At 60.4% G+C, this 12429-nt stretch carries 18 protein-coding genes and 1 pseudogene; all 19 read left to right on the top strand.

Features of this window, described 5'->3' with window-relative positions; all coding sequences use genetic code 11:
- Positions 1-32 precede the first annotated feature (32 nt).
- Positions 33-893, top strand: a complete 861-nt coding sequence (locus HMPREF2716_RS12360; protein WP_016264264.1) for a ParA family protein — start codon at positions 33-35, stop codon at positions 891-893.
- 1 nt (position 894) lies between these two features.
- The gene (locus HMPREF2716_RS12355) at positions 895-1623 is read left to right on the top strand and encodes a hypothetical protein (protein WP_016264263.1); all 729 of its coding nucleotides are present in this window, start codon (positions 895-897) and stop codon (positions 1621-1623) included.
- Positions 1620-2117: a hypothetical protein gene (locus HMPREF2716_RS12350; RefSeq protein ID WP_016264262.1), complete on the top strand. Its 498-nt coding sequence runs from the start codon at positions 1620-1622 to the stop codon at positions 2115-2117. Before HMPREF2716_RS12355 ends, HMPREF2716_RS12350 begins: the two co-directional genes overlap by 4 nt.
- Positions 2114-2257, top strand: coding sequence for a hypothetical protein (locus tag HMPREF2716_RS29835; RefSeq protein ID WP_168168082.1), 144 nt, complete (start codon positions 2114-2116; stop codon positions 2255-2257). Before HMPREF2716_RS12350 ends, HMPREF2716_RS29835 begins: the two co-directional genes overlap by 4 nt.
- A complete protein-coding gene (locus HMPREF2716_RS12345; RefSeq protein WP_070621904.1) occupies positions 2254-2718 on the top strand; it encodes a hypothetical protein in 465 nt (154 codons plus the stop codon). The genes HMPREF2716_RS29835 and HMPREF2716_RS12345 overlap by 4 nt, the downstream gene beginning before the upstream one ends.
- On the top strand, positions 2715-3401 hold the full coding sequence (locus tag HMPREF2716_RS12340) for a hypothetical protein (RefSeq protein ID WP_016264260.1): 687 nt from the start codon (positions 2715-2717) through the stop codon (positions 3399-3401). Before HMPREF2716_RS12345 ends, HMPREF2716_RS12340 begins: the two co-directional genes overlap by 4 nt.
- Complete coding sequence (locus tag HMPREF2716_RS12335; protein WP_009315890.1) at positions 3401-4102, top strand: DUF2786 domain-containing protein; 702 nt, start codon at positions 3401-3403, stop codon at positions 4100-4102. Before HMPREF2716_RS12340 ends, HMPREF2716_RS12335 begins: the two co-directional genes overlap by 1 nt.
- Complete coding sequence (locus HMPREF2716_RS12330) at positions 4099-4806, top strand: HNH endonuclease signature motif containing protein (RefSeq protein ID WP_016264259.1); 708 nt, start codon at positions 4099-4101, stop codon at positions 4804-4806. The genes HMPREF2716_RS12335 and HMPREF2716_RS12330 overlap by 4 nt, the downstream gene beginning before the upstream one ends.
- Positions 4790-5014, top strand: coding sequence for a hypothetical protein (locus tag HMPREF2716_RS12325; RefSeq protein WP_009315888.1), 225 nt, complete (start codon positions 4790-4792; stop codon positions 5012-5014). Before HMPREF2716_RS12330 ends, HMPREF2716_RS12325 begins: the two co-directional genes overlap by 17 nt.
- Positions 5011-6354, top strand: a complete 1344-nt coding sequence (gene dnaB, locus HMPREF2716_RS12320) for a replicative DNA helicase (protein WP_016264258.1) — start codon at positions 5011-5013, stop codon at positions 6352-6354. Before HMPREF2716_RS12325 ends, dnaB begins: the two co-directional genes overlap by 4 nt.
- Entirely contained in the window at positions 6351-6536 is a 186-nt protein-coding gene (locus HMPREF2716_RS12315; protein ID WP_003157042.1) for a hypothetical protein, read from the top strand. The genes dnaB and HMPREF2716_RS12315 overlap by 4 nt, the downstream gene beginning before the upstream one ends.
- Positions 6526-7053, top strand: a complete 528-nt coding sequence (locus tag HMPREF2716_RS12310; RefSeq protein ID WP_016264257.1) for a hypothetical protein — start codon at positions 6526-6528, stop codon at positions 7051-7053. The genes HMPREF2716_RS12315 and HMPREF2716_RS12310 overlap by 11 nt, the downstream gene beginning before the upstream one ends.
- Positions 7050-7307 (top strand): hypothetical protein, encoded by a 258-nt coding sequence (locus tag HMPREF2716_RS12305; protein ID WP_003134081.1) that lies wholly within the window; start codon positions 7050-7052, stop codon positions 7305-7307. Before HMPREF2716_RS12310 ends, HMPREF2716_RS12305 begins: the two co-directional genes overlap by 4 nt.
- Entirely contained in the window at positions 7300-7794 is a 495-nt protein-coding gene (locus HMPREF2716_RS29405) for a hypothetical protein (protein ID WP_003134082.1), read from the top strand. Before HMPREF2716_RS12305 ends, HMPREF2716_RS29405 begins: the two co-directional genes overlap by 8 nt.
- Before the next feature lie 80 nt (positions 7795-7874).
- Positions 7875-8102: pseudogene (locus HMPREF2716_RS29965) on the top strand (DNA adenine methylase); the annotation flags it as partial.
- Positions 8103-8122: 20 nt separating this feature from the next.
- Positions 8123-8398 (top strand): ICE element conjugation transcription factor TprA, encoded by a 276-nt coding sequence (locus HMPREF2716_RS12290; protein WP_016264256.1) that lies wholly within the window; start codon positions 8123-8125, stop codon positions 8396-8398.
- Positions 8395-10128, top strand: coding sequence for a ParB family protein (locus tag HMPREF2716_RS12285; protein WP_031675533.1), 1734 nt, complete (start codon positions 8395-8397; stop codon positions 10126-10128). The genes HMPREF2716_RS12290 and HMPREF2716_RS12285 overlap by 4 nt, the downstream gene beginning before the upstream one ends.
- Before the next feature lie 27 nt (positions 10129-10155).
- Positions 10156-10923: a DUF2857 domain-containing protein gene (locus tag HMPREF2716_RS12280; protein WP_016264254.1), complete on the top strand. Its 768-nt coding sequence runs from the start codon at positions 10156-10158 to the stop codon at positions 10921-10923.
- Positions 10920-12191: an STY4528 family pathogenicity island replication protein gene (locus tag HMPREF2716_RS28750; protein WP_016264253.1), complete on the top strand. Its 1272-nt coding sequence runs from the start codon at positions 10920-10922 to the stop codon at positions 12189-12191. Before HMPREF2716_RS12280 ends, HMPREF2716_RS28750 begins: the two co-directional genes overlap by 4 nt.
- The last annotated feature ends 238 nt before the right edge of the window (positions 12192-12429 follow it).

The raw sequence follows: 12429 nt of genomic DNA, 5'->3' as shown, positions 1-12429 counted from the left end.
AGCCTCTAATGACCCCATTAGAGGCTATCTCAATGAAAGCGACTTCGGTTGTATCCACCAAGGGTGGTGTAGGGAAATCCACCACCGCCGCCAACCTCGGTGCATTTTGCGCCGATGCAGGCATACGAACCCTCCTCATCGATCTGGACCCCGTCCAGCCCTCCCTATCCTCGTACTACGAGCTTCCGGAAGTTGCCCAGGGCGGCATCTACGACCTGCTCGCCGCCAACATAACGGACCCGGCGAAGATCATCTCCAGGACGATTATCCCCAATCTGGACGTGGTGATTTCCAACGACCAGAACAATCAGCTCAACAACCTACTGCTCCAGGCGCCCGATGGCCGGCTACGCCTGGCGAACCTGATGCCCGCTCTGAAAGAAGGCTACGACCTGGTGCTGATCGACACCCAGGGTGCGCGCTCTGCTCTCCTCGAGATGGTTGTGCTTGCATCGGACCTGGTTGTTTCCCCCCTCCAACCCAACATGCTTACCGCCCGTGAGTTCAACCGCGGCACCATGCAAATGCTCGACGGCCTACGCCCCTATGAGCGTCTTGGCATGCGGATCCCCAAGGTTCAGATCGTCATCAACTGCCTGGACCAGACCAATGACTCCCGGGCAATTCACGAGAATGTGCGTGCCATCTTCGATGAGCATCAGGACATTTCTGTGCTCGAAACGACTGTCCCGGATGCCGTCGTGTTTCGCAACGCAGCATCGCGCGGGCTACCAGCGCACCGCCTCGAAACGCGGCAACCCTCCAATCGCACATCAGCGCCCGCGCTGGAAATCATCCGCAACCTGGCCATCGAGGTCTTTCCCGAGTGGACTGATCGCTTCCTGGCGCTGACGCCGGAGGCGGTTGCAGCACTGGTCAAGGGAGGGCGCTGACATGGCGAAGACTCCTATCACCCAAGCCCGCGACGTCGACGCGGAACTTGTGCTGCAACTGAACAAGTTCGGCAGCGCCGCCGACCTTCGGAGCCAGCAGGCCAAATTGACCGGCGCTGCGCGAGAAATACGCAAGCTGACAGGTGGCGGTACCGACCTGTTCGGGAAGCTGGGTTGCTACTTGAGCTTCGAACAAAAGCAGCTCCTACAAGACGTAGCGCGCTTGCTCGACTCGGTGAACAAGCAGATCGAGCATGCGAAGGAAAAGCGTGATCGCGACGAGAAAAAAGCCAAGAAGCGGCGCGAGCTACGTGAGCGCCTGGCCAAGCAACTGGTCGCCTCGAACTACCCGCTTCCGGGAAATACGCTCGAAGAGCGCCTGGAGATCCTGCAGATCGCGTTGATCTACAACCGTGCCAAGGTGTTCGATCCCCAGTACTCCACGCACCAACTCCACTCAAAACTCAAACGCTGGTTGAAGCGTCCCAAGCAGCTCATCGGGTGGCGCAGTGAAGCCGAGTATTTCGCTAGTCAGGTGGGGAGCCTGCGATGTGACTTCATTAGCCATCTGACTAACGAAATCGCGTACGACGATGGCAGTGAAGTCGAGGAGCGCCTGCGCGTCATCAAGCAGAAGGTCGCTGACTGCACCGCTCTGACCAGCGAGGAGCAGGAAACCCTTCGGCTCTGGAAAGACGCTCTGCAATCGGCTCCGGAGGGCCTCATATGAACCTCCAGAACCGCAACAACCTCCTCCTGAGCTTGATCGCCGAGACCCAGTTCGACGCCTACGTGCAAGGCTACATGGCCAAAGCAGGCGCTGCCGCCGGTGCTTCCGAGAATCTGCAAATCGAGGCTGAAGGTGCTGCGATGTTGCAGGGCCTGGTCGCTCCGGTTCGCGCTCAGCAGCGTGCCTGTGGACAGCCCCTGCAGAACGCCCTGCTCCAAATCGCCCACGACCTACTGTTGCAGACGAAGTCGCAACTGGCCATCGCGGCCAATGCCAGTTCGATCCAAGTGATCCAGCGGGACATGAACAGGGCGATCTGGAACATAGCTACTGCCATCGATCACCTGGCCGAGTTCGCCCAACCCTCGCAGGACACTGTGAGGGTCATCGAACGGCTGATGCTCTTCGTCGGCAGCTCATCAAGCACTGAAGGCCAGCAACTGGCCGCCGAGGCAAGTGCGGTGCTCGGAATGAGCGTGGGAGGCCTGGCATGAAACCTATGATTCAGGCCCACCTGGTCGAGCGCGATCAGTTCGGCTTCTGGACCCATCCGAACTATCCGGACCTGGCCGACAACTGCTCTTCCAACGAAGCGCAGGAAACACCGAGAACGGCCCGGTGTGCCAGTACGTGAGGCCGCTCGCAGATAGCCTCAGCCCAATCGATCTCGATGCGGCAGCAGAACAGCATGAGCGCCTGCTCAGCGAGGCTTGTGCCAAGGCCTTGAATCAGCGCGACGCCGCCCTGGCTAGGGTCATGGAGCTTGAAACGAAGCTGGCCAAGTTGGAGAAGCAGGAACCCGTTGGTGTGATGCGCGCGTCAAGCGAGATGGGGGTAGCGCCTTACGCGGATATCTGGCCTTGGCTGGAGCCTGGCCAAAAACTCTACACCACCCCAGTAGCCCAGGCTCAGCACTGCGCGGTGCTGGACGCTGAGAAGCTGATCGCACAATTAAAGGACTGTGCGTCGCATGCCGGAGATCCCGAGCGAGCTGCAGCATTTAACGATGCAATCAGCGAGGTACACGCCATGCTCGCCGCCGGCTCCTCCCAAGCTAAGCCCGGCACCGACGACGGGCAGGGAGGCAGGCCATGAGTGACCCCAAGCTCAAGCCCTGCCCGCTCTGCGGCAGCACGAACATTCGAATGCTGGAACCCGAGCTGCTCGACACCGATGCCTGGAACTGTGCCATTGAATGCCTGGACTGCCAGGTTCACATCGGGCCGTCCTACTGCGAGCCAGACCCGGTAACAGCGAGGTATTCAGCACAGATCGACTGGAATAGACGCCCAAGCGCAGAAAACCACGCGGACGAGCGTGAGCAGTTCTTGATGGCCAACCTGCTCGCCGCCCTGGAGGTCGCACTGGGCGACGTAGCAGCCCTGGCTATTGTCGATCGGGTAAGACAGGCCACAGACCGAATTTACCCAACTTCGAACCTCTCCCCTGTTCCGCAGGCCTGGCTCGATGTACAGGCCGAGCGCCGGCGCCAGATCACCGTCGAAGGTTTCGATACCAGCAACGACGACGCTAGCGCTGGCCTGATCGCCCTGGCGGCCGGCTGCTACGCGCTCCATGCCGGCGGCATCGGCACCGACTGGCCGGACGGCATTCGGAATGGCTCTGCACTGTTCTGGCCCTGGGACGAAGAGTGGTGGAAGCCTAAGTCGGCGCGCGAGAACCTGGTACGCGCCGGCGCCCTAGTGCTGGCCGAGATCGAGCGCCTGGACCGCTCCGCCACCGAGCAGGGCTCAACCTGCTGCAAGGGGGGCGCGTAATGGACAAGCAAAAAGTCCTCGCCAAGGTCGAGAAGCTGATGGCCCTGGCGAATGCCAAGGGGGCCACGCCGAACGAGGCGGAAACCGCATTGCGCCAGGCCGCGATCCTGAAGCGGCAGTTCGACCTCAGCGATGCGGAGATCTCGGCCCACACGGTGGAAACCGCGTGCGTTCCCACTCGAACCAGGCGCTCTCCTGCCCCATGGCTGCATGAACTGGCCGGGATCTGCGCCAGTTCCTTCGGCTGCGACTACCTGGCGGCATACGCGATGCCAGCGGGCTGGACGTTCAAGTTCATGGGCCGAGGGATCGGCCCTGAGCTGGCCGCTCACGCCTACTCTACGCTCCACCACCAACTGGTGGCGGCGCGCTCGGCTCATGTCGCCCAACAGAAGCGATGCAAGCTGTCGACCAAGCGTCGTCGCAGCAAGCTCTTCGTCGAAGGCTGGCTTCTCGCAGTGCGTTCGCTGGTACGTGACTTTGCTGGCAGGCCGGACGAGTCGACTCAAGCAGCCATCAAGGCCTACCTCGAACTACACCATCCGGCGTTGAAGTACCTGGAGCCGGCGGCGCTTACGAAGGCCCTTGCCTATGACCAGGCCTCGCTGCAAGCAGGCTGGGAGCACGGCAAAAACACTCGCCTGCACCGCGGCGTCAGCCGGCGAGTTCAGGGCGCGCTCGAGCAGGGAGGTTCCCGATGACTCGCTCTGCTCTCTCGACCATCGCCTACGAGGCCCTGGTGCGTGCCCGCCGCAAATTCAGCAACCGAGAGGAGCGCTGCATCCGCGAAACCTGGACCGCCGAACAGGAACTGGTGCTGCTGCGCCTGTATCCGGATATGCCGAACGAGGTCCTGGCAGCCAGGTTGAACAAAACGCTCCAGCAGATCTGCTCCAAAGCGTATCGGCTCGGGCTGAAAAAAAGTCCCGAGTTCTCCAAGAAGATCCGGCAGGACTGGGGCAGCGCAACTCGGTTCAAGAAGGGAAACACCCCATGGAACTGCGGCATGAAGGGGCTGCCCGCGCGAGGACGCGCACCAGAAACGCAGTTCAAGAAGGGGCAAAAGCCCCACACATGGCTCCCAGTCGGCAGCACGCGGGTCAGCGCTGATGGCTACCTGCAACGAAAGATCTCGGATACCGGCTATCCCCCCCGGGACTGGAAGGGCATCCACATCCTGCTCTGGGAAGAACACTTCGGCCCCATCCCAACCGGCCATTGCGTCTGCTTCAAGGACAACAACAAGCAGAACGTCGTCATCGACAACCTGGAGCTCATCACCCGGGCCGAACGCATGCGCCGCAACTCCATCCATCGCTATCCGCCTGAGCTGAAGAGCGCAATCCGCGTCATCAGCAAGCTCAAGCGCACCATTCAGGAGGTCGAGCATGAAGAACAAGATTGAGGATCTGCGGAATCACCTCTTTGCCACCATCGAAGGGTTGCTTGACGAAGACAAACCCCTGGATATCGAGCGCGCGAAAGCGGTGGCTCATGTGGGTTCGGTGATCATCGAGTCCGCCAAGGTGGAAGTGAAAGCGCTGGAGATCATCGGCTCCCCGGACGGCAGCGGAAGCACGTTTCTGCAGATCAGCCGGGAGGACTCGAAGTGAGTGTTCTGGAACTTACGCCGCCGCACTCCGTCGAGGCGGAGCAAGGGGTACTCGGCGGCCTGATGCTGGACAACGCGGCATGGGACATTGTCGGCGACCTGCAGAAGGAGGACTTCTTCCGGCATGAGCATCGGCTGATCTTCACCGCCATCAGCGAGTTGGCCGCGAAGGATGCTCCGTTTGATGTCGTGACTGTGTCGGAAGCGATCGAAGACCTTCCAGAAGCTGGCGGGCTGGCCTACCTCGGCCAGCTCGCCGACAACACGCCCTCCGTGGCCAATATCGAGGCTTACGCGCAGATCGTTCGCGATCGGGCGCACCTGCGGCAGTTGATGTCTCTCGGGCACCACTGCACCAGGACCGCCTCGAACCACCAGGCAAATCCCTCTGAGGTTCAGGAGGAGATTGAGCAGAAGCTGTTCGCCCTTGGCCAGGACCACCACAACGCCGATTTCGTCGATATCAACAAGAGCCTCATGAAGATCGTCGACACCATCGATTACCGCTTCAACAACAACGTGACGGTAACGGGGGTCCCGACTGGCCTGAAGGATCTCGACGAACTCACCGGCGGACTACAGAAGTCAGATCTCATCATCGTCGGTGCCCGCCCTGCGATGGGCAAAACGTCGTTTGCCCTCAACCTGGTCGACACCGCGCTCCAGAGCGACCAACAGAAGTCTGTTCAGGTTTACAGCATGGAAATGCCGGCAGAGCAGTTGCTGTTCAGGCTTGCCGCCCTGTTCGGCCACCTGGACCTGGGCAAGCTGATGAAGGGCCAACTGCAAGAAGAGGATTGGCCCAGACTGTCTGGCGCGATCCAGCGCATAAACGACTATGGCAGCCGGCTGGTCATCAACGATCAGGGCAACCTCACGCCGACAGAGCTGCGCGCCAAGGTTCGCCGGGCGGCCAGGAAGTACGGACACCCCGCGCTGATATTGGTCGACTACCTGCAACTGATGAGTTGCCCAGGCCTGGAGAATCGAGCCACCGAGATCTCGGAAATCTCCCGCTCGCTGAAAGCGCTGGCCAAGGAGATGGACTGTCCCGTCGTAGCTCTATCCCAGCTAAATCGCGGCCTAGAGAACCGGACGAACAAGCGACCGAACTGCGCGGACCTACGAGAGAGCGGCGCAATCGAGCAGGACGCGGACGTGATCATGTTCGTGTACCGCGACGAGGTCTACCACCCCAACACCGAGGCCAAGGGCATCGCCGAAATCATCATCGGCAAGTATCGCAACGGTCCGATCGGCACCGTCCACACCGCCTTCATCGCCAACCAGACCCGCTTTGCCGACCTGGCGCCGGGGACCTGGCAAGGAGCCCATGCATGAACACTTCCCAGCCCCTGGTCACCCACCAGTGCATGAATTGTGACCAGCACCACCCACACCATTTGGTGCGCCAGGTTCTCCCCGCCGAGAACACCCCAGAAGGAGAAGCCGAGGTGTTGGTCTGCCCCTGCTGCGGAAGCTACGACGTCCATCAGTTGGAGGCTGTCTTTGATGAACACTGAAGCCCGCTTTCCGAGTATCCACGCCTCGGCCGCGTTCACCGACTCGGCAGTGGTTCATGCCAATCACGTTGGGGTCAACCCCATCGAGCTGGACGCCCTCAGCCAAGTGATCTCGCGCCTTTCGCGGGACGAGAGCACGGTCGCACCCAGTTCGATGGAGCGAGAGCTTCGTGAGCTGGAGGAACTGGGGTACATCGAAATCTCGACCACCCAGGCCGGGACTCTGGTGGTCACTACGCGCGCTCCGGGGCAATTGCTTTCGGCTTACTTCTGGTCGGTATGGATCCCGCGACACCTGTTCAGCTGCTCGCTGAAAGTGAGTCTGGTGCCACACCTCTGCTGCGGCACTCAGGACTCCCAGCACCTCACCGCCGTGTTCCGCATTGCAGGCAGCAAGGACGCCGCGCGCGAGTTCCTGCATCAGTTGGCCAACAACTATCCCGGGCATGAGCCGGGGTTGCCCGAACTGGTGGCCGTTCAGGTCGGTGATGCACTCAGCAAGGAGGCCGAGTCATGAAGGCGTCCCAGACCTATCAGTGCATCGTCAAGTTCGATGGCGCCGGTTTCTGGACCAATACCATTCAGAAGCAGCGTGCGACCTGCACCTGGAGCGACAAGGTGGCAGCCTCCCGCCTTGCCGAACGACTGTTTGGCGAGGACAACGCATACATCACCCGTATGCCGGTACAGGCAGGCGACCACGAAAAGCGCATCGAGAGCCGCTGGGCGCTGTCCTGTAGAAATCCCAAGGAGGTAGCGCGCGATGCCTGACGTCACTGCCTACCGGCCGCTCGAGCACTTCCAGAAAGTCGAGCTGATGCTTGAGCTCAAGTTGCGTGAAGGTCCTTCGTGGATCTGTCTGAACTGCGGCTATCACCTGGATGGCAGCGGCGCACAGCCCTGCCCTGACTGCGGAAAGTCGCGCTACTGGACCAGCGGTTGGAGTGTAGGTCGTGGCCATCGCTTCTCGGCAGCAAGGGAAGAGTGGGAAAACCGCCTCAGGACACGGTCGCGGTCACCTGTCGCGTCAACGGCACCAGTAGCAACTGACGACGTATGCACTCAACTGCGCACAGAGGTCCGCATGCTGCGTTCCGCGCATGACGACCTGGCCTGCAGCCGGCAGAGCGATCGTCGCAGCCTTCAGGCGCTGGTGAAACGTCTCCTGGATGCCGCCGCCACCGATAGCCTTCCCCGCTCCCTTGCAGAGATGGAGACCTGGCTGCAGCTCAACAGCGAGGAGACCACGAATGCGTAGTTTCCTTCGCGGCGCCCGGGAAAGCGTTCGCCGGCTGGTGGCCTTCGCTCAAGCAGAAGGCTGGAGCGTCGACCGCTCCGCTGCGCGGCATGGTGGTGCTCTCCGGATATCCCTGCCCCCTCTACGACGAGCTCTACATCACCTGGCACAGAGTCGACCGCCACGCCTATGCAGACGGCTCCAGAGAGCGAATCGAATGCCTCTGGCTCAACAGCGCAGCGCTTGAGGGGTTGGCACAACTGGACTTCTTCCAGGCCAGTAATGCGTCTCCATCGCCCTCATTCCAGACCACGGCCGCTCATTACTGAGCGATCTGCAGGAGAACAACATGAAGAACGTTACTTCGATCGACCGCAAACACGCAGAAGACAAGTTTGTTGTACGCATGCCGCAAGGGCTCCGCGATCAACTCAAGCAAAAAGCCGCGGATAACCACCGCTCGGCCAACAGTGAAATCGTCTACCGGCTGGAGCGCAGCAACGCGCTCGAAGAAGAACTCGCGCGAGCAAACCGAATGGTCGACGAGCTCTTCGCCAAGAATCAGCGTCTGCAGGCAGAGCTGGCTGCGGCGAACACGCCTCAGGTTCAGGTGGCGGAGGCATGACGATGGCCAAGATCAACCCGCAAGATCTGAAAGACCGGCTACTTGCCCCAGGTTTCACCGCGCCGCCGGTTCTGGAGCAGTTGTCGGACCCGATCAGCGACACGCCCATGGTGCTGACACTCGACCAAGTCCTCCCCTGGCACGATAACCCCCGGACCACTCGAAACCCGAAATACGATGAGTTGAAAGAATCGATCCGGCATCGAGGCCTCGATACGCCGCCACCAGTGACTCGACGCCCTGGGGAAGACAAATACCGCATTCGCAACGGCGGAAACACTCGCCTGGAAATTCTCAACGAGCTCTACAAAGAGACCGGCGACGAGCGTTACTTCCGCTTCAACTGCCTGTTCAGGCCCTGGGACAAGCAGCGCGGCGAAATCATCGCGCTGACTGGTCACCTGGCTGAGAACGATCTGAAGGGTGACCTGAAGTTCATTGAGCGAGCTATTGGAGTTAAAAAGGCGAAAGTCCTCTATGAACAAGAGAGCGGCGGTGAAAGCATTTCCCAGCGTGAGCTGGCACGTCGGCTAAAAGCGGATGGCTACCCAGTATCTCAGTCCCACATAAGCAAAATGCTGGATACCGTTGAGTTCCTGCTTCCAGCCATACCAAGCATGCTGTACTCGGGCCTGGGGGTTGATCGTGTTTCTCGCATTCTCTCACTGCGCAAGGCCTCTCTGAGCTGCTGGAAACGCCTTTACTCCGGCGAGGGTATCGACTTCGAGATGCTATTCCAGGACACGCTGGCAATCTTCGACAGTAGCCCTGACGAATTCATTTTCGAGCGTTTCCAGGACGAACTCATCGACCAGATGAAGCGACCCCTGGGCCTGCGTTATGACCAGATCCTGCTCGAGATCACCAACGGGCAGCAGGAACAACGCCGCAGCACTCTGGTCGACCTGCCCACACCTGCCGGGCCACCTGAAATTCCACCAGTTGGGCAGGAAAACCCTGCTGCGTCGTCTACTGGGCAAGCACAAATACAGAGCCCCGCTACCGGCCTCCAAACGTCCAAGACCAAGAGCCCCCCGGGTACATCTACCCTGCCAGCTCCGCCGCCACCAGTCCAACAACAGCAACTGACCGACGAGGAGCGTGCAGCGGTCTTGGCAGGCCATATCGTGAGCCCGGTATCGACCAAGATCCAGCAGACTCGCCAACGGCTTGCCGGCCTTGAGGGTGAATATCTACCTGTCTTCGATGAAACAGCCCTGCAGGCAATCCCAGTGCAAGTCGGCGGTCTGCACCCGATCACCGACCTCTGGTACATCGAGCGGTCGATCGATACCCCCGAGATCCTGCGACAGCACATCGCTGACCTGGCTGAAGAGATCGCTCTGCACGTCGGCGCCCCTGGCGAAATCGTCAGGATCCAGGGCGGTGTGGGTTACACGTATCGCGAGCCCAATGAAGACCGTGAGATTACTGATTCAGCGCTGCACCTCATGACGCTGCTTCAAGCGCTCAGCGGCCAGGTCCAAGTCGTTCTGAACACTCACGATCAACAGACCTGCCGCGATGCACTGGGTGAATTCCAGTTCTCAGCTGGCTTCGCTCAGTTGCTGCTGGGTCAACCCACCACAAGCGATCAGCCATCCAGCCAGGAAGGCAGGCTCAATGACGAAGCCCTGGTGAAACTGTTCCGGATCATTCGTCTTGCCCGACGCCTGGTTGACCTTGAGCTGCCGCCGGCCGCCTTCGAGCAAGCAGCTACCGACCAGTGATTTCGCACGATTTGGGGAGAGATCGACATGTCGAAGTCGTTGATCAATGAAGCGGTCCTGACGCAGGTGCTCAACCACCTGCGCAACGGCCAGCTCAGGCGTTGTGCCGAGATGGGGCTGCGGCCGGAGATTCTGGCTCAGCTCCAACAGCCTGCCGTCATGAGCATCCTGACCAATACCCCGGTTTCTTGGGTAGACGTCAGGGTGAACATCGACGTCATGGAGAAAATCCTGGCCACAGCCGAGCGCAGCGCGCAGGAAGACCTGCAGATCGAACGCGCACTGAAGCTGGGAGCCACCACAACGATGATCCAGAGCTTTTTCGGTCTGTCGCCGGAGGACACCGCCACCAAGCGCTTGATGCTGGAGATCCACCCGCGCCGCGGTCGCTGGCGGCAGCTCGATGAACAGATCGAGCGCCAGATATGGTTCCGCTGGGAGCACCTGATGCAGGAAAATCAGGTCCGCCTCGAGGACAGCATGGAGTTGCTGGACATCGCGATGATCCTAACTGAGGAAATCAACGCCGGAATCGAACAAGACAGTCCAGAATTCATCAGCCTCGCCATTGTTTGGTCTCTCATCCAGAGCTGGTTGAAAGACGGGCTCTATCCGTCTGGCAAATCGAGCCAGAGCCAGGCGGGCCTGCAAAAGTCCCAATCCACTATTTACCTCGCTAGCGTCAGCTCACACCTGCCCCACTCTGCCCCATCCGCAACAACGCAGGTGAACGCTGAGACAGAACGTCAACAACTACTGAACCTGGTTCAGTCGGAAGGCGACACAGCACCATGAGGCTGTCGCGCTTTCCCATCTCGACACTGCTGGACTCGGCCTCGGGACATCTCGAGGCCCATTTGTATAAGAAGCGGCTTGCTGCCGAAAGCGGCGAACCGCTGGCTCAACAATATTCCGGCATCATTTTCAGCGGCAATCCGCATGAAACCGTTCCACGGCGCCTCCTCCTGGATAAGCGTCTTACTCCGCTGGAGCGGAACTGCTGGCAAGTTTTCCGCTTGCTCATCAACGACGACGGACTGACCGCGTTCCCGACATACGAGCAACTGCGCCCCTATCTCGGCATGCAGCCGGGCAAGATCGCCTCGCGCGAAACCATCGCCAAGGCACTCACGGTTCTTCGTTTGACACGCTGGCTCAGTCTCGGCCGACGCCTGCGCAACGACCTCAACGGACAAGTACAGGGCAACGTCTACATCCTTCACGACGAGCCTGTCTCTCCAGCCGAAGCCTTGGAGTTGGACACCGACTACATGCAGTTGCTGAGCCAGTCCACCGGCCACAGCAACCGAGCCATACGCGAAATCGGCCAGATCACCTGGCGGGAGTTCAGGGATGACCCGGACGTTGGTCGCCGCCTCCCAACCCATCTGGAGAAGCTCGAGGGACGCTTGAACCACCAGCAATGGGCTATCGATAGTCAGCTCGAAGCGGATCCAGCGGCAGAGTTCGGCATCCGAACTCTGCCCGATCTACCTCATTCAACCCCGAGTTCGGATGCCGAACCCAGACAGAATCCGCCGAGTACGCCCTTGGTTCGGATGCCGAACTCATATAGTACGTATACATACAAACAAGATTCTGTATGTAAAAAGCCAGTACAACCGCGAGCACGCGAGGAAGCCCATCCGAACTGGCAGGATCTCCTGCACGCACTGGAGGCCGAGCAACGGATCCAGGCAGTAAGCGCGCTCAGACGGGTGTCCGAGGATCTTCGGCTACCCATCATCGAGCAGTGGCAGCACCGTTGTGCCGGCGGAACAGTCAGCAATCCGTTCGGCTACCTCATGACGCTCATCCAGCGTGCAGTCCAGGGCAAGTTCAACGCTTCTTGGGCTCCGGAAGAACCGGCTGAACGAGCCATCCCAGCAGCGGAACGCCCCAGTCGTGCTCCGGCCCCACCAAGCCCCACGACGCCTGAACAGCACCAGGTTCAAATGCGGGGTGATACCCGGACAGGGAGCGAGGTCCTCAGCCGGCTCAAGGACCTTATTCGGCCCAGGCACGGATCGAGCGTGCCATCCGAGCGGGGTGATGAGCCATGAGAAAGTCTCGGCCGGGCGTTGTGCGTTTTCACAGCGGCCTAGGTGTTTCGGCCCGAAACACTCAGTCAGGTCCTGACCTCGGCGCCGACGGCGAACTGGGTGTTGCGGCCCGCAACACTCTGCCAAGGAACGACCTCGGCGCCGGCGGCGAACTGGGTGTTGCGGCCCGCATCACTTCGCCAGGTCCTGGCCTCGGCGCCGGCGGCGAACTGGGTGTTTCGGCCCGAATCACTTCGCC

The sequence above is a fragment of the Pseudomonas sp. HMSC076A11 genome (assembly GCF_001810205.1).
In the GTDB taxonomy this organism is placed as follows: Bacteria; Pseudomonadota; Gammaproteobacteria; order Pseudomonadales; family Pseudomonadaceae; genus Pseudomonas; species Pseudomonas aeruginosa.
This window is presented reverse-complemented; position numbering and strand designations above follow the sequence as displayed.